The organism is Pseudoalteromonas piratica (assembly GCF_000788395.1).
Classification (GTDB): Bacteria; Pseudomonadota; Gammaproteobacteria; order Enterobacterales; family Alteromonadaceae; genus Pseudoalteromonas; species Pseudoalteromonas piratica.
Window position 1 is genome coordinate 2,164,225 of sequence record NZ_CP009888.1, and the last position, 21,599, is coordinate 2,185,823.

22 protein-coding genes are annotated in these 21,599 nt (G+C 39.9%); 14 read left to right on the forward strand and 8 right to left on the reverse strand.

Annotated features, from left to right (window positions below; all coding sequences use genetic code 11):
- Positions 1-2 precede the first annotated feature (2 nt).
- Positions 3-770, reverse strand: a complete 768-nt coding sequence (cobS, locus tag OM33_RS10080) for an adenosylcobinamide-GDP ribazoletransferase (RefSeq protein WP_038641363.1) — start codon at positions 768-770, stop codon at positions 3-5.
- Complete coding sequence (gene cobT / locus OM33_RS10085) at positions 770-1,810, reverse strand: nicotinate-nucleotide--dimethylbenzimidazole phosphoribosyltransferase (RefSeq protein WP_038643248.1); 1,041 nt, start codon at positions 1,808-1,810, stop codon at positions 770-772. The genes cobS and cobT overlap by 1 nt, the downstream gene beginning before the upstream one ends.
- Before the next feature lie 42 nt (positions 1,811-1,852).
- Here cobT and cobU point away from each other — a divergent pair, with 42 nt between their 5' ends.
- The 4 genes from cobU (at position 1,853) to OM33_RS10105 (ending at position 5,692) form a co-directional block, all read left to right on the forward strand.
- Positions 1,853-2,377 (forward strand): bifunctional adenosylcobinamide kinase/adenosylcobinamide-phosphate guanylyltransferase, encoded by a 525-nt coding sequence (gene cobU, locus OM33_RS10090; RefSeq protein WP_038641365.1) that lies wholly within the window; start codon positions 1,853-1,855, stop codon positions 2,375-2,377.
- On the forward strand, positions 2,358-2,951 hold the full coding sequence (locus OM33_RS10095) for a histidine phosphatase family protein (protein WP_052140973.1): 594 nt from the start codon (positions 2,358-2,360) through the stop codon (positions 2,949-2,951). The genes cobU and OM33_RS10095 overlap by 20 nt, the downstream gene beginning before the upstream one ends.
- A gap of 105 nt (positions 2,952-3,056) precedes the next feature.
- Positions 3,057-4,439: an amidohydrolase gene (locus OM33_RS10100; RefSeq protein WP_038641367.1), complete on the forward strand. Its 1,383-nt coding sequence runs from the start codon at positions 3,057-3,059 to the stop codon at positions 4,437-4,439.
- Between the two features lie 11 nt (positions 4,440-4,450).
- Positions 4,451-5,692 (forward strand): amidohydrolase family protein, encoded by a 1,242-nt coding sequence (locus OM33_RS10105; RefSeq protein ID WP_038641370.1) that lies wholly within the window; start codon positions 4,451-4,453, stop codon positions 5,690-5,692.
- A 36-nt stretch (positions 5,693-5,728) separates the two neighbouring features.
- On the opposite strand, the gene OM33_RS10110 is transcribed toward OM33_RS10105, so the two are convergent.
- Both OM33_RS10110 and OM33_RS10115 read right to left on the reverse strand, forming a co-directional pair.
- Positions 5,729-6,169 (reverse strand): DUF3010 family protein, encoded by a 441-nt coding sequence (locus OM33_RS10110; RefSeq protein WP_038641372.1) that lies wholly within the window; start codon positions 6,167-6,169, stop codon positions 5,729-5,731.
- A gap of 88 nt (positions 6,170-6,257) precedes the next feature.
- Entirely contained in the window at positions 6,258-7,181 is a 924-nt protein-coding gene (locus OM33_RS10115) for an endonuclease/exonuclease/phosphatase family protein (RefSeq protein ID WP_199922442.1), read from the reverse strand.
- Between the two features lie 228 nt (positions 7,182-7,409).
- Between OM33_RS10115 and thrS the strand changes: the two genes are divergently transcribed.
- The 4 genes from thrS (at position 7,410) to rplT (ending at position 10,686) form a co-directional block, all read left to right on the forward strand.
- Positions 7,410-9,320 (forward strand): threonine--tRNA ligase, encoded by a 1,911-nt coding sequence (gene thrS / locus OM33_RS10120; RefSeq protein ID WP_038641376.1) that lies wholly within the window; start codon positions 7,410-7,412, stop codon positions 9,318-9,320.
- A 62-nt stretch (positions 9,321-9,382) separates the two neighbouring features.
- The gene (gene infC, locus OM33_RS10125; protein WP_081991049.1) at positions 9,383-9,940 is read left to right on the forward strand and encodes a translation initiation factor IF-3; all 558 of its coding nucleotides are present in this window, start codon (positions 9,383-9,385) and stop codon (positions 9,938-9,940) included.
- A 170-nt stretch (positions 9,941-10,110) separates the two neighbouring features.
- Positions 10,111-10,311, forward strand: coding sequence for a 50S ribosomal protein L35 (gene rpmI, locus OM33_RS10130; protein WP_010560234.1), 201 nt, complete (start codon positions 10,111-10,113; stop codon positions 10,309-10,311).
- Between the two features lie 15 nt (positions 10,312-10,326).
- Positions 10,327-10,686, forward strand: a complete 360-nt coding sequence (gene rplT, locus OM33_RS10135; protein ID WP_010387194.1) for a 50S ribosomal protein L20 — start codon at positions 10,327-10,329, stop codon at positions 10,684-10,686.
- A 173-nt stretch (positions 10,687-10,859) separates the two neighbouring features.
- Here the strand turns inward: rplT and OM33_RS10140 are convergent, their stop codons facing one another.
- On the reverse strand, positions 10,860-11,687 hold the full coding sequence (locus OM33_RS10140) for an SDR family oxidoreductase (RefSeq protein WP_038641379.1): 828 nt from the start codon (positions 11,685-11,687) through the stop codon (positions 10,860-10,862).
- 106 nt (positions 11,688-11,793) lie between these two features.
- Here OM33_RS10140 and OM33_RS10145 point away from each other — a divergent pair, with 106 nt between their 5' ends.
- The 6 genes from OM33_RS10145 (at position 11,794) to OM33_RS10170 (ending at position 18,559) form a co-directional block, all read left to right on the forward strand.
- On the forward strand, positions 11,794-13,551 hold the full coding sequence (locus OM33_RS10145; RefSeq protein WP_038643257.1) for a M14 family metallopeptidase: 1,758 nt from the start codon (positions 11,794-11,796) through the stop codon (positions 13,549-13,551).
- Between the two features lie 3 nt (positions 13,552-13,554).
- Positions 13,555-14,199 carry an MBL fold metallo-hydrolase gene (locus tag OM33_RS10150; protein ID WP_038641380.1) on the forward strand — a complete coding sequence of 215 codons (645 nt, stop codon included), beginning with the start codon at positions 13,555-13,557 and terminating at the stop codon, positions 14,197-14,199.
- A 106-nt stretch (positions 14,200-14,305) separates the two neighbouring features.
- Entirely contained in the window at positions 14,306-14,764 is a 459-nt protein-coding gene (locus tag OM33_RS10155) for an Lrp/AsnC family transcriptional regulator (protein ID WP_038641382.1), read from the forward strand.
- Between the two features lie 185 nt (positions 14,765-14,949).
- Positions 14,950-16,506 carry a SulP family inorganic anion transporter gene (locus tag OM33_RS10160; protein ID WP_038641384.1) on the forward strand — a complete coding sequence of 519 codons (1,557 nt, stop codon included), beginning with the start codon at positions 14,950-14,952 and terminating at the stop codon, positions 16,504-16,506.
- A gap of 161 nt (positions 16,507-16,667) precedes the next feature.
- A complete protein-coding gene (locus OM33_RS10165) occupies positions 16,668-17,732 on the forward strand; it encodes a sensor histidine kinase (protein WP_038641386.1) in 1,065 nt (354 codons plus the stop codon).
- Positions 17,733-17,734: 2 nt separating this feature from the next.
- On the forward strand, positions 17,735-18,559 hold the full coding sequence (locus OM33_RS10170; protein WP_038641388.1) for a LytR/AlgR family response regulator transcription factor: 825 nt from the start codon (positions 17,735-17,737) through the stop codon (positions 18,557-18,559).
- A gap of 26 nt (positions 18,560-18,585) precedes the next feature.
- On the opposite strand, the gene OM33_RS10175 is transcribed toward OM33_RS10170, so the two are convergent.
- The 3 genes from OM33_RS10175 to uspE form a co-directional block, all read right to left on the reverse strand.
- Positions 18,586-19,578 (reverse strand): ATP-dependent 6-phosphofructokinase, encoded by a 993-nt coding sequence (locus OM33_RS10175; protein ID WP_038641390.1) that lies wholly within the window; start codon positions 19,576-19,578, stop codon positions 18,586-18,588.
- Positions 19,579-19,691: 113 nt separating this feature from the next.
- Positions 19,692-20,594: a tRNA 2-thiocytidine(32) synthetase TtcA gene (gene ttcA / locus OM33_RS10180; protein WP_038641392.1), complete on the reverse strand. Its 903-nt coding sequence runs from the start codon at positions 20,592-20,594 to the stop codon at positions 19,692-19,694.
- A 58-nt stretch (positions 20,595-20,652) separates the two neighbouring features.
- Positions 20,653-21,582 carry a universal stress protein UspE gene (uspE, locus tag OM33_RS10185; protein ID WP_038641394.1) on the reverse strand — a complete coding sequence of 310 codons (930 nt, stop codon included), beginning with the start codon at positions 21,580-21,582 and terminating at the stop codon, positions 20,653-20,655.
- Positions 21,583-21,599: the final 17 nt, after the last annotated feature.

A 21,599-nucleotide genomic window follows, 5' to 3' on the forward strand; every position in this document is an offset into this window, starting at 1 on the left:
TGTTAATCCAAAAAGAGTAATAGAAGGCAATATACTAAGACCTCAAACATTTGTTGGGCAGCGCCCAAGCAATCTCCGGTATAGCCATTAATATGTTTTTTAAACCAAATTATAAGTACGTACCTGAGGGCAAAGCAGCTCATAATCATAAAAAGAAGTTGAAAGAAGGTAACACCTAAGACAAACAGTAACAGGCAAACAGCAATAAAAGTTGTCCATAATCGGTGTTCAGCGTTGATGGATAGCTTTTTGGCGACTGGTTTTACCTTACTCAAACCATCTTCGGTTACATATGCACATTTACCAATAATACTGGTAGCAAAAACACGGCTGATACTGTGTGCACCAATTAATAATATGGGAATAACACTGCTTGCAACTAAGGTTTGGTATTTAATCGCAAATAAGGATATCAGCGCAAGGGTACCATAAGTGCCCAAGCGTGAATCTTTCATAATTTCAAGTTTCTTACTTGGCTCAAATGCGCCACCAAAGCCGTCGGCGACATCGGCAAGGCCATCCTCATGAAAACCGCCGGTCAGTAAAAAGCCAATTGCTATAACCGCTGTAACCGCCAAAGGGGTAGGAAAAGCCAATGAAAGAAAGTAATAACAGAGTGCGAGTAATACACCAATCAATGCGCCCACAGCTGGAAAATAGCCAGTTGCTTCATTCAGTTTTTGTTCGGAATAATCGTTAATTGTGATGGGTATTCGCGTTAAAAAGCTGAGCGCCAATTTAAACAAGGATATTTCGTAATAGAGATTCATTAAAGTGATATTCCGAGATCTTCAAAACTTGCCATATGATTATAAAAATTAATAGCAGCCTGTATGAGTGGTAACGAAAGTGCCGCACCAGTTCCCTCACCAAGACGAAGTGATAAATCGAGCAAGGGTGAGACATTTAATTTTTCAAGAATGCGTTTATGAGCAGCTTCGTTCGATACATGAGCAAATACTAAATGGCTTTTAAGTTTAGGTTCAATGGCTAGGGCGATTGCTGCTGAGGCCGTCACTATAAAGCCATCAACGATAATCAATTTATTGTGTTTAAAGGCGGCAAGCATCGCAAAGGTCATGGTCGCAATTTCAAAGCTGCCTAACTGACGTAATATTTCACAAGGTTCTTGTGTTTCAACTCGAGCGATGGCTTTGGCAATAAGGGCCTGTTTGTGCATAAGCTGCTTATCATTGATACCTGTGCCCACCCCAACTACATCGTTTACATCTAAGTTAAATAACTTTGCAAATAATGCGCTGGCAGGGCTAGTGTTGCCAATACCCATTTCACCCATACCTATCAGGTTAGTGTCTAGGTCACTAATTAACGGTTCAGCATTACTTTTCGCCTCTGCTAGTTGTGCCAGGGTTAACGCTGACTCTTCACTGATATCACCACAAACATTGCCAAGCCGTGCATTAATTAAATGTTTATGCTGAGGGAGTTCGGTTTGAATACCACAATCAACGACGTTTAGTTGCCAATCAGAATCTTTAATAAAACTATTAATTGCCGCTTTGCCAGTGAGAAAACAATTGACCATTAAGGTGGTTACATCACTGGGAGCGATACTTACATTATGTTTTGCAATGCCATGATCACCTGCAAAAATAAGCAAATGCGGGTTATGTATTTGTAACTTATTGTTGTTAGAGCTAGTGACTTGAACTGATGCAATTTGCTGAGCAAGCGTTTCAAGTTTACCAAGCGATCCTATCGGTTTAATTTTACCCTTGATGGTATTTTGAATTATTTCTGTTAACTCCAACTCTTTAGACATCTGGATTTCCAATGCTTTTTTAGCTATTGTGCGTGACAAACCCAACAGGAACAAGGGCTTTTAGCTAGAATGAATAAATATTTAGTGATTGGCGGTGTGCGCTCCGGTAAGTCTCGTTATGCTGAACAACTCGCACAACAACACGCTTTGTCAGACGGATTAAACGTAGTGTATGTTGCAACCGCTGAGGCCTTTGATAACGAAATGAAAGAACGGATTTGTCATCATAAACGCTCTCGTCCAAAGCATTGGCAAACAATTGAAACAGGCCCTGAGCTTGTTAATACTCTTTCAAAAATTGACAGGCAAGCTGTTATTTTGGTTGATTGCCTAACGGTGTGGCTTAATAATTGTTTGTACTATGATGCTATAAACTGGCAATTAGAAAAATCACAGTTTCTAAAATGGCTAGAGACTACCGAACATACAGTTATTATGGTGACTAATGAAGTGGGTTTTTCAATCACACCTGATAACCCATTAGCCAGACAGTTTGCAGACGAACAAGGTTGGCTCAACCAAGGCGTTGCAGCACTTGCAAGTAATGTTACTTTCACCATCGCTGGAATTCCACATGCAATCAAACAACACTAATATTTTTCTATTACGCCATGGCTTGCCTGAGGGTGATAAATGCTTACGTGGGGTTACCGACTTTGACATTACCCAGAAAGGTTTAATGCAAATGAGTGATGCAGTATCTAGTTTGCGCTTTGATGCAGTTGTGACGTCTCCCCTTAAACGTTGTTTTACTTTCGCTGAACAATTATCACTTTTACAAAAAATAAATTTAATAGTATGTGATGAGCTATCAGAAATGAATTTTGGCGATTGGGATGGACAGCCTTTTAGTACATTATTTTCAGAAGATAACAATGATGTAATGAGATTTTTTGAATCGCCTTATGATAATAACCCACCTAATGGTGAAACAATGCTGCATTTTCACAACCGTGTTTCACAGAGCTTTGATTCAATATGTAAACAACGGTTAGGTAAAAACGTGTTGATTGTGACTCATGCAGGTGTAATGCGCGAAATTGTGCAGTTTGTATTGGGTATTAAACAAGGTCAATGCCATCAAACAATCCACTTAGACTATGCCAGCTTAATTCAAATATCGGTTATTGAAGATAACGAGCAGCTTTATTTCCGTTTGCACTTGTAAACAAGCAGTTTTTTATAGCAAATCCTCGTGTGTTTACCGTAAAAATGTGCAATTGATCACGTTATTAGATACATTTAAACAGTATTTTTTTGGAGAATAACAATAATGCAAAGATTTATCCCTTCTGCGTTAGTTGTTGCTATGTCACTTGGTTTGGCTGCATGTAATAAGCAGGCACCACAAGGCGAACATGTATCAATTAACAAAAATCCATACCCAAGTACTTATCAGCCATATGAAAGTGCGAAACTACTGATTAAAAATGCAACTGTTTTAACCGGTACAGGCGAGCGTTTAGATAATGCCGATGTTTTAATTCTGGATGGTAAAATTTCGCAAGTTGGCGAAAATTTATCACATGACACTGCGCGTGTAATTGATGCTAAAGGTAAATGGGTTACCCCAGGTATTATTGATGTGCATTCACATTTAGGTGCTTACCCAAGCCCATCAGTTGAGTCGCACCAAGATGGTAATGAAATGACAAGCCCTAATACTGCTTATGTATGGGTAGAACATTCAGTTTGGCCACAGGATCCAGGTTTTAATACTGCACGTGCTGGTGGTATTACGTCATTACAAATTCTACCTGGCTCTGCAAACTTATTTGGTGGTCGTGGTGTAACACTTAAAAATGTGCCTGCGCATACGATGCAAGCCATGAAATTCCCTGAAGCGCCATATGGTTTAAAAATGGCTTGTGGTGAAAATCCGAAGCGCGTTTATGGTTCACGTAAAATTTCACCATCGACACGTATGGGTAACATGGCTGGCTATCGCAGCGCATGGGCTGAAGCAACAGAGTACAAACGTGCTTGGGAAAAATACGATGCTGATCACAAGCTAGGTTTAGCGGTTGATGCGCCTGAGCGTGACATAAAGCTAGATACCTTACGCGGTGTACTTGACGGTGAGATTATGATCCATAACCACTGTTATAAAGCAGAAGAAATGGCGATGATGATTGATCTTTCAAATGAGTTTGGTTATCACGCGGGTACTTTCCACCATGGTATTGAAGCATACAAAATTGCTGATTTACTGGCAGATAATGGTAGCTGTGCAGCACTTTGGCCAGATTGGTGGGGCTTTAAAATGGAAGCTTACGACATGGTACAAGAAAACATTGCCATTGTTGATGCCGTTAAAAACTCATGTGCGATTGTTCACTCAGACTCAGACACAACTATTCAGCGTCTAAACCAAGAAGCAGCAAAAGTAATGTACCGCGCTAATGAAAACGGTTTTGATATCAAAGAAGAGCATGCGATCCGTTGGATCACGCAAAATGCGGCTAAATCGTTAGGTGTTGATGACAAGGTTGGTAGCATAGAGGCAGGTAAACAAGCGGACGTGGTTATTTGGAATCAAAACCCATTCAGTGTTTACGCAAAAGCTGAGAAAGTATTCATCGACGGTGCCAAAGTATATGACCGTTCTGATGAAAAATACCAAGCGAAAAGTGACTTTATGTTAGGTCAGCAATAAGGATGATAACGATGAAATTATTTAAAAAGACCTTACTTGCTGCAGCAGTTTTAAGTTCTGCAGGTGCAATGGCAAAAACGACGGCAATTATCAATGCGGAAATACATACTGCCACAGAGCAGGGTGTAATTAAAAGCGGCACTGTATTAATTGAAGACGGTAAAATTAAGGCTGTCAGTAATGAACAGCTTAATGCAGATGAAATCATTGATGCTAAAGGCAAAATTTTAACACCTGGTTTTATTGGTAGCATGAACCAGCTAGGTTTAGTGGAAGTTGGCGCGGTTGCTTCTTCACGTGATGGCAATGAGAAAAAAGGCGGCATTACATTTGATCCTTCTCTTGCATTTAACCCAAAATCAACCTTGATAGCTTATGCTCGTAAAGGTGGTTTAACACGTGATGTAATTGCACCAGGTTGGGGAGAAGGTCCGTTTGTAGGTTTGAGTTCAACGGTAAACCTAAGTGGTGAATTTGGCAGTAGCGTGGTTGACAGTCAAAATGCCATTATTGTTAATCTTGGTGGTACAAAGGATGGCTCTCGTGCGGCATCACTTGCCAAGTTTATTGACAAGCTTGAAGGTCAACACACCAAATTAGCGAAAAAGTCTGACAAAAAAGACGAGAAAGCCGATCCTTCGAAAGAAGAAAGACTCTTAACGGCTGCGCTTAAAGGTGAAAAGCCAATTGTTGTGCGTGTATCACGTGCACAAGATATGCTTGAACTAATTAAGGTTAAAGAGCGCTTTGGCATTGATTTAGTGATTTCAGGTGCTGAAGATGCGTTACCAATAAAAGCGGAACTTGCCAAAGCGAAGGTGCCTGTTATCTTAAGTGCAATGGCAAATTTACCTGGCGATTTTGATTCACTTAATGCATCGCTTACCACAGCGGGTGAATTAGAAAAAGCTGGCGTTCAAGTAGCGTTAACGATTGCAGGTGATAGCAGTCACAATGTTTATCAATTACGTTATGATGCCGGTAATGCAGTTGCTTATGGCATGAGCCGTGAAGGTGCATTAAAAGCAATTACTAGCAATGTCGCTGACATTTTTAACATTGAAGATGCGGGTAGCATTGCAGTAGGCAAGGCAGCAGATTTAGCTTTATGGTCAGCAGACCCATTTGAAATTAGCACGACACTTGAAAAAGTGATGATTAATGGGGTTGAGGTGTCAACTGAATCGCGACACGATAAGTTACGTGATCGTTACATGGCTGAAACCAATATGCCACGCGCTTACACTAAGTAAGTATTTATATAAAAAAAGGCGCTTTAAGCGCCTTTTTTATACTTTGTTGTAAGTGCGATGTGTCAGTTCAATATACGCAGTGACGAACGCTGTTTCTTGAAACTTTTTAAGACCCGTGTCTTCAAAATCGATTGGTAGCGGATTTTTCTTTAACTGCTCTTTCATTGCTGTTGGGTTAAGCAGCACCACGCGAAGATCATTTATTAGTTGCAGCGCAGCTTCAATTTTAAATCCTTGAGGGCTGCCAGCAAATTTGCCTTTTTGTTGGCGTTCTTTAATTGCGATGGTATCAACTTGGTAGTCTTGCATTAACTTTGCAAAATCAAATTGAAATTTTCGGATAGTGTCAGCGTCATCGTTTTTTGGCAAAACAAAACGTGTTTGGCGCACATCACGAATATCAAATACATCATTTTCTTTTGCTAAAACACAAATTAAGGCTTCAGAGCCTTTAATTTCAACACCACATGTTCTCATTGGGCATACCTAACTAAAAATTTTAGGTATTTTAGCACAGGCGAAACAAATAACAGTAGTTAAGCAGGAGAAAATACACCGAGCGATGTTATGAAAGGGTAATGCTCACCAGTGCATGATCTGTAGTCATATTAATTTCATCTTGGCTAATGTGGTCATCGAGAACATTAAACGTTAGTTCATTCAAATTAAGTTGGCTGAGAATTGATTCTGGACAGACAATGTAATCAAGCACGCTACCATTACCATAAAAATAATGTGTCGGTTTGCGTGTTTGTAAAGTACTTAAATAAAAGCTATCAAGTAACTTAGCGTCACTTTCAAGTGTTTCTTTCGATTCTGTGTGTTCTGTAAAAAATGCTAAATTAGATTGGATCGCTTGTTGATTAAAATCACCCATAATGAAGGTAGGTAACGGTTGGCTGGCTTGCTGTGTCATAAAATCAATATATAACGCCATGGCTTCATCACTGCGTTGTTTATCAGAGAGTAAACGACCAATATGTTGAATACTTGCTTGTGGAAGACTTTGGTACTCAGGGTGATCGAGCACGAAATCAGTGGCCCGTTTCGATTTTAAATGTGTGCCATAAAGGCGAATATGACCATACTCTGGGTGAATCACTTCGCAATTGATTACTTCACGCGATAGGGGCGCCATATTCAAAAAAGAAGGGTGCGTTATTCTGCGGATATTAACTAACGGGTAGCGTGACGCCATTAATACGATCGGGCGTTTATATAAGTAAGGATTATTTGTATCTATCGCAGGTTCATCACAATAGGCAAAATGAGACAAGCCAAGTGGTGCAATAATGTCGTTTAGTTCTTGAATTGAAAAAACTTCTTGAAAGCAGATTATATCTGATTTTACGAGTTCGAGTAATTGGGTTAACCAAGTTTGCTTTTGCTGCCACTGCGCCGTTGCATAGGTCGTTTCGAAATCATAAAAGCTGTAAGGCGGGGCGCAAAAATTACATAAATTGAGTGTGGTAACGGTCAGCGACATCATAAAACTTTCGTACTAGGTTTATGTTAAGTATGTGGCTTTTGTTAAATTAGTCAATCAATACGCTTTCTCCTTGTAATTCATAATTTGCTAGTTACAATAACGTCTTTACTTTCATGAGCCGAGTATTTAAGTAACCACACTTATTGTAAAAGTGTTTTAAATACTGGACTCACTATATTAACTGCATGTGATGCAGCGTAGGCATCACCACTGTAGCAAGGACAAAACATGCCAATTATTACTCTTCCAGATGGCTCACAACGAGCATTTGATAACCCTGTTTCTGTATTAGACGTTGCATTAGACATCGGCCCTGGTTTAGCAAAAGCAACCATTGCTGGTCGCATTAATGGCGAACGTGTAGACGCTTGCCAGCTAATCACTGAAGATAGCCAACTGGAAATCATCACCGCAAAAGACGACGATGGTTTAGAAATCATTCGTCACTCATGTGCTCACTTATTAGGCCATGCAATTAAGCAGCTTTACCCAGATGTTAAAATGGCGATTGGTCCAACAATCGACAATGGTTTTTACTACGACATCGATATGGAGCACTCATTAACAGCGGAAGATCTAGAAAAACTAGAAAAGCGCATGTTAGAACTTGCAAAAACAAATTACGACGTTGTTAAGAAAGTTGTTACATGGCAAGAAGCGCGCGACGCATTTGAAGCGCGTGGCGAAACGTACAAGATGGAAATCTTAGACGAAAATATCAACCGTGATGACACGCCAGGTTTATACCACCACGAAGAATACATTGATATGTGTCGTGGCCCGCACGTACCAAATATGAAATTCTGCCACCATTTCAAAATTATGAAGGTAGCAGGTGCATATTGGCGTGGTGATTCAGAAAATAAAATGCTTCAGCGTGTTTATGGCACAGCGTGGGCAGATAAAAAGCAATTAAAAGCATATTTAAAGCGCCTAGAAGAAGCAGAAAAGCGTGACCACCGTAAAATTGGTAAAGCACTGGATTTATGGCACTGGCAAGAAGAAGCGCCAGGCATGGTATTCTGGCACAATGACGGTTGGAGCATCTACCGCGAGCTAGAAGACTTTGTTCGTGAGAAACTGCGCGAATACAAGTACGAAGAAGTAAAAGGCCCACTGATGATGGACCGTGTACTTTGGGAAAAATCAGGTCACTGGGATAAATATGGCGATGCAATGTTTACCACTGAATCTGAAAAACGCGAATATGCAATCAAGCCAATGAACTGCCCAGGCCACGTTCAAATCTTTAATCAAGGTTTAAAATCATACCGTGATTTACCACTACGTATGGCTGAATTTGGTTGTTGTCACCGTAACGAACCTTCGGGCGCACTTCACGGTTTAATGCGTGTACGTGGCTTTACCCAAGATGATGCACACGTTTTCTGTACTGAAGAGCAGGTAATGGAAGAAGTGTCATCGTGTATCAAAATGGTATACGACACATACGAAACATTCGGCTTTGAAAAAATCGTGGTAAAACTATCAACGCGTCCTGAAAAACGCATTGGTGAAGACGAAATGTGGGACAAGTCAGAAAAAGCACTGGCTGATGCACTTGATGCAAATGGCATTGCGTTTGAATACTTACCAGGTGAAGGTGCATTCTACGGTCCGAAAATTGAATTCACACTATACGATTGTTTAGAGCGTGCATGGCAATGTGGTACGGTTCAGCTAGACTTCGCATTACCAGGTCGTTTAGGTGCAACTTACGTTGCCGAAAATAACGAACGTAAAACGCCGGTAATGATCCACCGTGCAATTTTAGGTTCAATTGAGCGTTTCATCGGTATTTTAACTGAAGAATATGCGGGATTATTCCCAACTTGGTTAGCACCAAAGCAGGTTGTGGTAATGAATATTACCGACAAACAGTCTGAATATGTGACAGAAGTTGTAGAAAAATTGAATAATCTTGGATTTAGAGCCTGTGCTGACTTGAGAAATGAGAAGATAGGCTTTAAAATTCGCGAGCATACTTTAAAACGTATTCCGTACTTACTAGTTGTTGGTGATAAAGAAGTAGAACAACAAGAGCTAGCAGTTAGAACGCGTACTGGCGAAGACCTTGGCAAGTTATCAGTTGATGACTTTATTGCTAAGCTTGCTGAAGAAGTTAAAAATAGAAAATAAAATAGTGCAAGGTGTGTATAAATAATGTACATTACGCACCTTGTTTTTAATCTTGGTATTTCGTGGAGGAACGAACCATTAGAGGCGGAAAAAAGGGCCCAGCGGCTCAAAAAAATCGTATCAACGAAGAAATTACAGCAAAAGAAGTCCGTTTAGTTGGCTTTGAAGGTGAGCCTTTAGGCATTGTTAGCCTGCAAGAAGCATTTGATAAAGCAGATGCTGCCGGTGTTGATTTAGTTGAAATCAGCCCAAATGCAGAGCCACCTGTTTGTAAAGTGATGGATTTCGGTAAGTTCATCTTTGAAAAAAGCAAAGCACAAAAAGAACAAAAGAAAAAGCAGAAGCAGATCCAGATTAAGGAAATTAAATTCCGTCCAGGTACTGATATCGGCGATTATCAAGTTAAATTACGCAATTTAACTAAGTTCTTAGAAGCGGGCGATAAAGCAAAAGTTACTATTCGTTTCCGTGGTCGTGAAATGGCGCACCAAGAAATCGGTATTGATTTATTAAACCGCATTAAAGACGATTTACAAGACATCGCTCAAGTTGAGTCTTTCCCTAAAAAAGTGGAAGGCCGTCAAATGATTATGATGTTATCACCGATTGCTAAAAAGTAATGGTGCAAAGATAAACTAGGTATAAAGTGAGGCTTCTAGCCTCCACCTTGTTTAGCCGGTTAAAGTGAACTTTGTTCCACCGGTAATTGGTAGTAAGTTAGGCCTGCAAAGTGAATGTAAATTCCGCCTACTTGCTGAATATTAAAGCAATATCAATTGGAGTTATTGCAATGGGCTATAAATTAAAAAGCCACAGAGGTGCTGCAAAGCGCTTCAAAAAGACTGCTTCAGGCGGTTTCAAGCGTAAACAAGCGCACTTACGTCACATTCTGACTAAGAAATCTTCTAAGCGTAAGCTTCACTTACGTCCTAAGGCTATGGTTCATAAGAACGATATCGGCCTTATCAACCGTATGTTACCATTCGCTTAATAGGGGTTTTTAGTCATGGCAAGAGTTAAACGCGGTGTTATCGCACGTGCACGTCACAAGAAAGTTTTAAAGCAAGCTAAAGGTTACTACGGAGCACGTTCACGTGTTTATCGCGTAGCGTTCCAAGCAGTAACTAAAGCAGGTCAATACGCTTACCGCGACCGTCGCGCTAAGAAACGTACTTTCCGTCAATTATGGATTGCACGTATCAACGCGGCTGCACGTCAGAACGGTCTATCTTACAGCCGTTTCATTAACGGTCTTAAGAAGTCATCTGTTGAAATCGATCGTAAGATCCTTGCAGATATCGCTGTATACGACCAAGTAGCTTTCGCAGCACTAGTTGCTAAAGCAAAAGAAGGTCTAGCTGCTTAATCTTTGATTAAAACGCTTTACAGATTTAAAGGGAGCTTTTGCTCCCTTTTTTAATTTCTAAGTATAGAGTGTTCAGATTTAAGATTTCAGAATGCTGCTGAACCCTGAACCCTGAACCCTGAACCCTGAACCCTGAACCCTGAACCCTGAACCCTGAACCCTGAACCCTGAACCTATCTCGATTTCGTTAAAATGCTGTCCATTAAACGAGTTGATAAGATACGCTTTAAATAGCCAAATAAATAGGTAGGGAAGGTCACATAGTAGCGTGGTTTAGCACGCTTTGCTTCAATGGCGTGTAAAAGTTTTTTATAGACGGCTTGTGGACCAAGTGTAAAAGGTTGCGCTTTACCTTTTACTTCAAGGCGTGCTTGTTGTTTTAAATAGTTTTCATGGTGTGGGCTGTTTTCAGCGTCAATATTAGCACTAAAAAATGCGGCTAATGCGTTGTCTCTGAATTTAGATTCAATTGGCCCTGGTTCAATTAAACTAACCTGAATCTTGGTATCTGAAAGCTCTTGACGCAGTGTATCCGTTAAACCTTCAAGTGCAAACTTACTCGCATTATAAGCACCTCTATAGGGTAGGGTTACTAGACCTAAAACTGATGAGTTTTGAATTATTCGGCCATGACCACGCTCACGCATATGTTTTATGGCAAGGCAAGTTAAATGATGCCAACCAAATAGGTTGGTTTCAAATTGTTTTCTTAACGCATCTGTTGGCAGGTCTTCAACAGCACCAGGTTGACCATATGCACCGTTATTAAACAACACATCAATATGACCGAGTATTTCAAGTGCTTGGCAGTAACCATTTTCAATACTTGCCTCATCAGCAAGGTCAATGACAACACTATGAATACCTTGCTGTTGTAAGCGCTCAACATCAGCTTGTTTTCGACAACTGGCAACGACCTTGTAGCCACGTTCAACGAGCGCTTTTGCGCAATAGTAGCCAATGCCTGTTGAACTACCGGTGATTAAAACTGTTTTAGTCATATGTTCTGATTTTAGAGAATAATTGGCCCTACATTAACGTGTTCAATTGCAAATTCAAGTTAATTTGATTACCGTAAAGCCAAATTATAATAAAGACTTAATCCACATGTTTTTAAATGCCTTACTACTCACTGCAGCAATCTCTGCAGTGGATCATTTACCGCCTTTAACACAGTGGCAAGGACAAAGTGAACGCTTGTTACAACCGACAAATCCACTGGCTACAGAGTTTGAACGATCTAATGGGTTAGTATCACCAACTTATATTGAGAGCATGGCTTACCTTGATAGATTAGTTGCTAGCAACTCGAACCAATTCAAACTTGAGACAATTGGCACCAGTGATGCTGGTCGCGCAATTAAAATGCTTATTGCGAGTGAAAATGGTCAAATCGATAAAAATAAAGCGACTCTTTTACTGCAAGCAGGTATTCATTCAGGTGAAATTGACGGCAAAGACGCAACGTTTATGATGCTTCGCGATATTGCTCAAGGACAGCGAAATGATATTCTAAAGCGGGTCAATATTTTGTTTATTCCCATTTTGAATGTTGATGGACATGAAAATGCAAGTCGCTTTAATCGCATAAACCAACGTGGACCTGAGGTGATGGGGTTCCGTACAAATGGCCGTAATTTAAATTTAAACCGTGACTACACTAAGCTTGAAACCCCTGGCGTTCAAGCAGTTATGCGAGTGATTAATCAATATCAACCCGATATATATGTTGATATGCATGTGACTGATGGGGCTGATTATCAGTACGATATTACGTATGGCTCAACGCCACGTTTTGCCTCAGACTCGCCTAAAATTGCAGAGTTTATCGAACAAAAAATTAATCCAGTTATAGATGCAAAGCTATCACGGTTTGGTCATATTCCTGGCCCGTTAATCTTTGTCATGAATAAACGTGAGCTGAGTGAAGGTTTAGCAGGTTGGGTTGCAACACCACGGTATTCTAACGGCTGGGGAGACCTTAATAACTTACCAACCATTTTGTTAGAAAACCATTCACTAAAACCCTATAAACAACGTGTACTTGGTACTTATGTCTTTTTAGATGGTGTTATTGATGCGGTATCAACTAATTTAACGAAATTACGCCGAGTAGTTAAAATTGAAAAAGAGTTTATGCCACGTGAATTAGTGGTTGCGCGTGGCTACAGTAAAACGCCTAAACACATTGACTTTTTAGGCATAGAATACGAAAAGTTCTTTAGTGAACTGAGTAATCAACAAGAAGTACGCTATACCGGTAAAGTTAAAACATTTGAGAATTTACCTGTATTTTGGCGCGAAGAAGTGGTTGAGAAAGTCAAAGTGCCAACTGCATATTATTTGCCAAAATCGTGGAGTAATATAGCAGCAAAACTACAGAATCATGGAATTACATTAGAACGCGGTTATGGTGTGGTTAACCACTTAAAGCAAATTAAGGTAGTCGATCATCAGTTTGCAAGAGCACCTTTTGAAAATCGCTTACAAGTTTCAGGTGTCTTTGAATATCAGGACATATCAAATATTGACTTAAGTGGCTATTTCAAGATAAGTACAGCGCAGTTAAGTGGTAAGCTAGCAGTGCATTTGTTACAACCAGAAGCAGAAGACTCTTTTTTCAGCTGGGGCTTTTTTAATAGCATTTTCCAGCGCACCGAATATTCAGAAAATTACGCATTATTACCCTTTGCAGAGAAAATGCTTGCTTCAAATCCAAAGCTTAAGCGTGAGTTTGAAGACAAGTTAGCAAATGATAAAGACTTTAAAAACAATGCGAAAAAACGTTTAGATTGGTTATACAGTAAAACACCATTTTACGATGGTGGCTATTTAACCTACCCAATATTAATTGATTATGAGTAAGTAATGTTAGAAGTTATTACACAGCCTGTTACGCCTTTTGCACAAAATTCAAATCTCCTAGTGTGTCAAACAACACGTCAAGCTGTGATCATCGATCCAGGTGGTGACGTTGAGAAGCTGATGCAAGTTATTGAAAGCGCAAATTGTAAACTGATTGCCATATTACTAACACATGGTCATCTTGACCACGTGGGAGGTGCTGAGCAACTAGCACAACACTGTAATATTGATATTGTGGGCCCTCACTTAGGTGATAAGTTTTGGCTTGACGCGTTGCCAAAACAAAGTGAAATGTTTAATTTTCCCATGGCAGAGGTTTTTTCTCCTGCTAAATGGCTTGAAGAAGGTGAGCAATTTACCTTTGGTGAGTTAACGCTTGAGGTACGCTTTACGCCAGGACATACCCCTGGCCATGTCATCTTTGTTGAACATAGCACAAAGCGCATTTTTGTCGGGGATGTGTTGTTTAAGGGTTCCGTAGGTAGAACTGATTTCCCCGGGGGCAATGCTGCTCAGTTAAAACAGTCTATTGAATCAAAGATATATAGTTTACCGGATGACTATACGGTATTTCCGGGACATGGGCCTACTACAACTGTCGGTTATGAAAAACAAACAAACCCATTTACCAGTGGTCGTTTTGGTTAGTTAACTTACTTCCCCAAATTTAGGCCAAATTATTAATAAATTGGCAGACGGATTTGGGATTATATAGTATTATTTAATCCTTAATGAGTTAATTTAAGAATAAGCTATGTCATTAAACCAAGTAGATCGTCAAATACTCGCATTAATTCAAAAAGACGCGAGTTTATCAACTGCTGAAATTGCAGACCAAGTAGGTTTGTCTCAATCACCTTGTTGGCGCCGTATATCGCGTTTAGAGCAAGAGGGCTATATCAAAGGCAAAGTAGCCATTCTTGAGCCTAAAAAGTTAGGCTTTGATATGTTGGTTTACGCACATGTAAGGCTATCAAGTCATGGTCGATCTCAATTGGCTGAGTTCGAAGAACTGATCCAAAGCTATGATGAAGTGACTGAGTGTTACACTATGGCAGGAACCATGGACTTTATGCTTCGTATTATTTCAAAGGGTATTGAAGGATATGAACATTTTGTTCGCGATAAGCTACTAAGTTTAGATTATGTACAAGAAGTTCATTCAAACGTGACTATGACGTGTGTAAAACGGACAACGTCGTTACCAATTTAATCGTTCACACGTTTTTATCTTTTTTAAAGCCGCCACTTAGGCGGTTTTTTTGTGAAATTTATTAAATTGTTATAAATCGGTCATTCTGCTAAAATTCGCGCCCTTAAAACTAGACAAAAAATAAACCTCACCTAGGCTAATAGCTTATCTGTTAGCGTGAAGTTGTGCTACTCAATGGGAGATCCATGTTTAACTTATTATCAAGAGCCCCGAAATCGGCTAAAAATGATATTCTATCAGGCCTAACGGTTGCGTTAGCCTTAGTACCTGAAGCTGTTGCTTTTGCATTTGTTGCACATGTTGAGCCATTAGTTGGTTTATATGCTGCATTTATTGTTGGTCTAATTACTGCGGTATTTGGTGGTCGTCCAGGCATGATCTCAGGTGCAACCGGTGCTTTAGCGGTTGTGATGGTAAGCCTTGTTGTAACACATGGGGTCGAGTATTTATTTGCTACTGTGCTGCTGATGGGGATTTTACAAATTCTCGCCGGTGTCATGAAGTTGGGTAAATTTATTCGTATGGTACCGCACCCTGTGATGCTCGGCTTTGTAAATGGTTTGGCAATTGTTATTTTCCTCGCACAATTAGGGCAGTTTAAAGCTCCTGATGCAAATGGTGAGATGCAATGGATGACAGGTGAGCCAATGATGATTATGGCGGGCCTCGTTGCGCTTACCATGGGTATTATTCATTTTTTACCAAAGTTAACCTCAGCAATTCCTTCTTCTCTTGCAGCAATTGTTGTCGTTACTGGTTTAGTAATTGGCTTAGATTTAGAAGCTCGCACAGTGGTTGATTTCTTAAAAGACATGACCGGTGATGCAAATGCAACCATGGCAGGGGGGCTTCCTGAATTCCATATTCCAAATGTACCGTTCACCCTTGAAACACTATGGATTATCTTACCTTACGCATTAGTACTTGCAGCAATTGGTTTAATCGAGTCTTTACTAACACTGACGTTGATTGATGAAATTACTGAAACACGTGGTAACGGTAACCAAGAATGTATTGGTCAAGGTGCTGCAAACGTAACGTGTGGCTTTTTTGGCGCAATGGGTGGCTGTGCGATGATTGGTCAGTCAATGATTAATATTAACTCTGGCGGTCGTTCTCGTCTTTCTGGTATTACGGCTGCTGTGATGCTGTTAATGTTTATCTTGTTCGCTGCAAGCCTAATTGAGATGATCCCACTTGCTGCACTTGTTGGTGTAATGTTTATGGTTGTGTTAGGCACATTTGAATGGTCTAGCTTCCGTATTATGAAAAAAGTACCTAAAACGGACGCATTCGTTATTGTGTTAGTGTCAGGCGTAACGGTATTCACAGATTTAGCGGTTGCGGTATGTGTTGGTGTTATTGTGTCCGCTTTAGTATTTGCTTGGGAGCATGCAAAACACATTTACACAACATCTTATATCGATGAAAACGGTTCAAAAGTATATGAATTACACGGCCCTGTGTTTTTTGGATCAGTGAAAAACTTTTTAGAGCTATTTGACCCTAAAAATGACCCACAAGATGTAATCGTTGAATTTAAACATAGCCGTGTAGCTGATCACAGTGCAATAGAAGCAATCGATAGCCTAGCAGAACGCTATACGAAGCAAGGCAAGCAACTGCATTTACGTCATGTTTCAAAAGATTGTCAAAAGCTGCTATCACGTGCCAAAGACCTTGTTGAAGTGAATGTAATCGAAGATCCAACCTATAAAGTTGCATCAGACAAACTCGGTTAATTACTAACCGTATTGAGAAAAAGCTGGCTTAAGCCAGCTTTTTTTATGTCAAATTGCAACTGGCATGCGATGAAATGCAGGGAATCTAAGATGGCTATCAGTGCCTTTATTTAGCTAGGTTCTTATAATAAAGCTATTAAAGTTAAAAGAATGTAGACATTTTGAACTGGCAAAGACTAGTAGAAGATAGACAAAAGTTTTTTTGGGTTCTGCAAATTGCAGGCTGGGTTGGCTATGCCTTAGTTAACTACATTGGCTCACGTGTATTTGAAATGCGTGACATCTATGTTTTTGTTATTGTGTTAAACGCCTATGCAGGGTGTTTATTGACCATTCCTCTTCGTTATTTGTATCGTAAAGCGTGGAACGCAAAACCTCTTTTCTTAATCTTTGTTGTGTTTGTCGCATCTTACCTGGTTGGTACCACTTGGTCAGTTATTCAAAAGTTTAACTTATGGGAAATTTACCGCCACGGATATCGCCCTGATGAATGGTTTTACTACTTTAAACAAGGTCTAGATTCAGTTTACATTGTGCTATGTTGGAGTGGTCTGTACTTTGGTATTAAATATTATCAATTGCTGCAAGGTGAGAAACAAAAAGCACTAAAAGCAAATACCATGGCACATGAAGCGCAACTTAAAATGTTGCGTTATCAATTAAATCCGCATTTTCTATTTAATACGCTTAATGCGATTTCAACCCTGATATTGGTAGAAGAAAACAAAAACGCAAATCAAATGGTAGCGAAGCTCAGTGAGTTTTTGCGTTACACACTCAATACAGATCCAATTAAACGCGTGCCATTTGAACAAGAATTGCATGTGTTAGGCCTCTACCTAGATATAGAAAAAGTGCGCTTTGAAGACCGCTTAAGTATTCACATTGATGTGAGTGATGAAGCAAAGCATGCACTCGTGCCAAGTATGATTTTGCAACCATTAATTGAAAACTCAATTAAGTACGCCATTGCCAATTTAGAAAGTGGCGGGGAGATTTCAATTAAAGGTCAGGTTTTTGCCAACGAATTATTATTAGAAGTATCCGATAACGGTCCTGGTACAGATATCAGTGATGGTGTGTTAGTTAAAAATTCTGGTGTCGGGCTTGCAAACACGCAAGATCGCCTAAAGACACTTTACGAACATAACTATTCATTTGTATTATCTAACAACCAGCCGCAAGGCCTTGTTGTTAATATACGTATTCCGTTTGAAAAAGGATAACCATGAATACAATAAAAACGCTTATTGTTGATGACGAACCTCTCGCAAGAAAAGGCTTATCAATAAGGTTAAGAGATTTCCCACACATTGAAGTTGTGGGCCTTTGTAAAAACGGTGAAGAAGCGTTGGCGGAGTGTAAACGCCAACAAGTAGACTTAATGTTCTTAGACATCCAAATGCCAGGGTTGTCGGGTTTAGAAGTGGTTAAACACCTTTCTGATTCGGCGATAGGGATCCCTGCTATTGTGTTTGTTACTGCATTTGATCAATACGCGGTCAAAGCGTTTGAAATTCATGCATTAGACTACCTTCTGAAACCAGTAGACGACAACAGATTGAAGAAGGCGGTAGAAAAAGTGCAAACATATTTAAAATCACAAGAAGATACGAGCCATAAACGTAAACTTGCTAGTTTTGTAGCGGGTATTACTGGAAACAACTGTGAAGAGATCCTTAAAAAACTTGCTGCAGGCGATAAGCTTGAAGAAACACGTTTCCCAGAGTCAATTGCTGTAAAAGAGCAGGGCGAAATTGTACGTGTCCAAGTTAGCAGTATTCAATGGGTAGATGCTGCTGGTGATTATATGTGTTTACACTGCGCAGATGGTAAAACGCATATTCTTCGTAAAACAATGAAAGAGCTTGAAGCAGAGCTAGACCCAAAAGAGTTTGTACGTGTGCATCGCAGTGCAATTGTAAATAGTAAGCAAATTAATAAATTGGTAACGCAAGTAAGTGGCGAATACTTACTGGTTTTAGAAAATGGCCAAGAGTTAAAAGTAAGCCGTAGTTACCGAGATAAAGTGAAAGCAGCGTTGGCAAGCTAACAAAAAGCGCGGTATATCCGCGCTTTTTAGTCTAGATTAAAATTTAGTTGATTTAGTCTACGAATGATTTCTTGATTGTAGGTGTTATTGTAGCTGGTTGCACAGAGAGCGGTTTCCGTTGCTCGATTATTTAACATACCGACCATAATATCGGACTTATTATTTCTTACTGCGTCCACTGCGGCAACACCAAGCTGAGTAGCTAATACTCTATCTGATGCTACAGGGCTGCCACCACGCTGTATATAACCAAGAATGGCTGCTTTACTGTCTACCCCAGTGTATCGCTCAATTTTTTTACTTAGCGCATCGGCACTAAAGTTCAAAGAGTTCTCAGCCATCACAATAATATAGCTATCGGTACGATGATTTTTGATGGCAGTGTTAATATTGACAAGCAGGTTATCGATAAATTGTACTTCATCTTCGATTACTTCTTTACAGACAATGTGTTCTGCACCGGAAGCAATTGCTGATTCGACGGCCAGAAAACCACAGTTTCTACCCATTACTTCAACAATAAAGATACGTTCGAATGCATTCGCAGTGTCGCGTATTTTATCAATACTGTCTAAAGCAGTTTCTACCGCAGTCCAAAATCCGATGGTTTGGTCAGTCCCATTTATGTCGTTGTCAATGGTTCCAGGAATACCAATGATATTACCTTGCCAAAGCTTGCTAATCGCCTGACAACCTTTAAAACTACCATCACCGCCAATCACAATGAGCGCATCAATTTTATTTACTTTGAGCGTTTCAACAACGCTATTAGGGCCAACATCAGATAACATTGCTTTACAGCGTGCAGACTTTAAAATTGTGCCGCCTTTTCGCACAATATCATCAACACGATGTCGGTTTAGCTCAATAAAATTATTTTCAATCAAGCCATTGTATCCACCGACAAATCCTAATACTTGATATTGAAATTTTTCAGCTTGCAAGGTGACAGCACGAATGGCGGCGTTCATACCTGGTGCATCGCCGCCTGAAGTGATAAGTGCGATTCTTTTAGTCATAATTTACATACAGTTAGTAGCGCGTATGCTTTCATACTAGTAAAAAATAGCGTTAAATTAAATAGGGGTGGTGGCTTGAAGTTATTAAAAAAGGAAGCATCAGCTTCCTTTTTTTACAGTTGAATGACGTTTACGTCTTGTTCTTCAATCTCAAGACCAACGGGCACTGCGGGAACATCTGGTTTATCTAATGCGATATCACCTTCATCAATTTGCGAGTCTTTATTAAGCTCTGCAAAATTGAATATTGAAGGATCTGCCAAGTGAGATGGCACTACATTTTGCATTGAGGTAAAAATGGTTTCTACACGACCTGGGTGAGTTTTATCCCATTCATTAAGCATCGCTTTAATGTGTTTACGTTGTAGGTTCTCTTGTGAGCCACAGAGGTTACACGGAATAATTGGGAACTCTTTGGCTTCAGCGTATTTAACAATGTCTTTTTCTTTACAGTAGGCAAGTGGACGTATCACCATATGCTGAGCATCATCGCTTAATAGCTTTGCTGGCATGCCTTTCAATTTGCCACCATAAAACATATTTAAGAACATGGTTTCAATCATGTCGTCACGGTGGTGGCCAAGGGCGATTTTAGTTGCGCCCATTTCTTTTGCTGTACGGTACAAAATACCTCGGCGAAGACGCGAACAAAGCGAGCAGGTGGTTTTACCTTCAGGAATTTTATCTTTTACGATGCTGTAGGTATCTTCTTCGACGATTTTATACTCAATGCCCAGAGACTCGAGGTATTCAGGTAGAATATGCTCAGGGAACCCCGGTTGTTTTTGATCTAGGTTGATTGCAAAAAGCTCAAAGTTTACAGGTGCTGAACGCTGCAAGTTCTGCAAAATATCAAGCAGCGTATAGCTGTCTTTACCGCCTGATAAGCACACCATAATACGGTCGCCTTCTTCAATCATATTGAAGTCTGCAATTGCTTGACCAGTAAAACGACGAAGTCGTTTCTGTAACTTATTAAGGTTATATTTCGCTTTAGCTTCTGCTGAATGCGACATACAAATACGCCCCTAGAACAAATAAAGGGGCGTATTATAGGTGAAAATTTTATTGAGGTTAAGACTTATCTAACGGGCTTTTATAACCTTCTGGTTTAAGTGCTAATACATCGCAGTTAAGACTATCAATCACATGCTCTGCTGTATTACCAATTAATGCTGCACTAATACCGGTACGTCCCACTGTGCCCATCACAACGAGCTCGGCATCAATTTTGTTTGCGACTTGGGGTAACACATCCTCAGGGAGTCCTTCATTGACAAAGCAATGATCTGACTCAATGTCATATTGTTCTGCTAATTTCTGAGTTGCAGCAATGTGATGCGCCTTAACTGATTCGCTGTATTGGCCCGCGTCAAACTCTGGTATCTCAATAGCAATATTAACTGGTGTGCCTGGGTATGCATTCACAACATTTAAATTTCCATCAATTAAATCAGCGAGGTACTTAGCTTCTTGTAAAATTGTATGATTTAGTGCTTGATGAGTTTCTTCTTCACTTGACGCATTCACAGCTGCCAAAATTTGCCCGCCAGCTGGCCAATCGTGTTCTTTTACTAACAATAACGACACAGGGCATTTACGAATAAGGTGCCAATCTGTTGGTGTAAAAATTACAGATTTTAAGGTATCGTGTTGGTGTGTGCCTTTTACGACGATGTCATATTGTTGTTCTAATACCGTTTCAACAATCGATTCGAAAGGGCGGTTATGCCAAACTACTTGGCAGTCGACATGAATATCACTCGCTTGTTCTGCAATAAGAGAATTAATCCACTCTTTTCGATCGTTAATCACTGCATCACGCATTGCATCACGCTCTTCACGACTTAACATGGTCGTCATTTCATAGGAAAAATCGTAGATAGATAAAAAAGCAGTAATTTGTGCGCCGGACTTTTTAGCCAACTCAAATGACCGATTTAATGCAATTTGTTTTTCTTTACTTGGGTCGATAACCGCAAGAATTTTTTTGATGGTATTCATAAAAAACCTCCCAAACT

Excerpts from the sequence above, each read along its gene's own strand:
- OM33_RS10095 (WP_052140973.1), top strand. The coding sequence starts at position 2,358 with ATGCAATCAAACAACACTAATATTTTTCTATTACGCCATGGCTTGCCT.
- OM33_RS10155 (WP_038641382.1), top strand. The coding sequence starts at position 14,306 with ATGTCATTAAACCAAGTAGATCGTCAAATACTCGCATTAATTCAAAAA.
- rplT (WP_010387194.1), top strand. The coding sequence starts at position 10,327 with ATGGCAAGAGTTAAACGCGGTGTTATCGCACGTGCACGTCACAAGAAA.
- OM33_RS10160 (WP_038641384.1), top strand. The coding sequence starts at position 14,950 with ATGTTTAACTTATTATCAAGAGCCCCGAAATCGGCTAAAAATGATATT.
- OM33_RS10175 (WP_038641390.1), bottom strand. The coding sequence starts at position 19,578 with ATGACTAAAAGAATCGCACTTATCACTTCAGGCGGCGATGCACCAGGT.
- ttcA (WP_038641392.1), bottom strand. The coding sequence starts at position 20,594 with ATGTCGCATTCAGCAGAAGCTAAAGCGAAATATAACCTTAATAAGTTA.
- cobS (WP_038641363.1), bottom strand. The coding sequence starts at position 770 with ATGAATCTCTATTACGAAATATCCTTGTTTAAATTGGCGCTCAGCTTT.
- OM33_RS10100 (WP_038641367.1), top strand. The coding sequence starts at position 3,057 with ATGCAAAGATTTATCCCTTCTGCGTTAGTTGTTGCTATGTCACTTGGT.
- OM33_RS10140 (WP_038641379.1), bottom strand. The coding sequence starts at position 11,687 with ATGACTAAAACAGTTTTAATCACCGGTAGTTCAACAGGCATTGGCTAC.
- OM33_RS10150 (WP_038641380.1), top strand. The coding sequence starts at position 13,555 with ATGTTAGAAGTTATTACACAGCCTGTTACGCCTTTTGCACAAAATTCA.
- cobU (WP_038641365.1), top strand. The coding sequence starts at position 1,853 with ATGAATAAATATTTAGTGATTGGCGGTGTGCGCTCCGGTAAGTCTCGT.
- OM33_RS10115 (WP_199922442.1), bottom strand. The coding sequence starts at position 7,181 with ATGATGTCGCTGACCGTTACCACACTCAATTTATGTAATTTTTGCGCC.
- rpmI (WP_010560234.1), top strand. The coding sequence starts at position 10,111 with ATGGGCTATAAATTAAAAAGCCACAGAGGTGCTGCAAAGCGCTTCAAA.
- OM33_RS10145 (WP_038643257.1), top strand. The coding sequence starts at position 11,794 with ATGTTTTTAAATGCCTTACTACTCACTGCAGCAATCTCTGCAGTGGAT.
- OM33_RS10170 (WP_038641388.1), top strand. The coding sequence starts at position 17,735 with ATGAATACAATAAAAACGCTTATTGTTGATGACGAACCTCTCGCAAGA.
- OM33_RS10105 (WP_038641370.1), top strand. The coding sequence starts at position 4,451 with ATGAAATTATTTAAAAAGACCTTACTTGCTGCAGCAGTTTTAAGTTCT.
- uspE (WP_038641394.1), bottom strand. The coding sequence starts at position 21,582 with ATGAATACCATCAAAAAAATTCTTGCGGTTATCGACCCAAGTAAAGAA.
- thrS (WP_038641376.1), top strand. The coding sequence starts at position 7,410 with ATGCCAATTATTACTCTTCCAGATGGCTCACAACGAGCATTTGATAAC.
- OM33_RS10110 (WP_038641372.1), bottom strand. The coding sequence starts at position 6,169 with ATGAGAACATGTGGTGTTGAAATTAAAGGCTCTGAAGCCTTAATTTGT.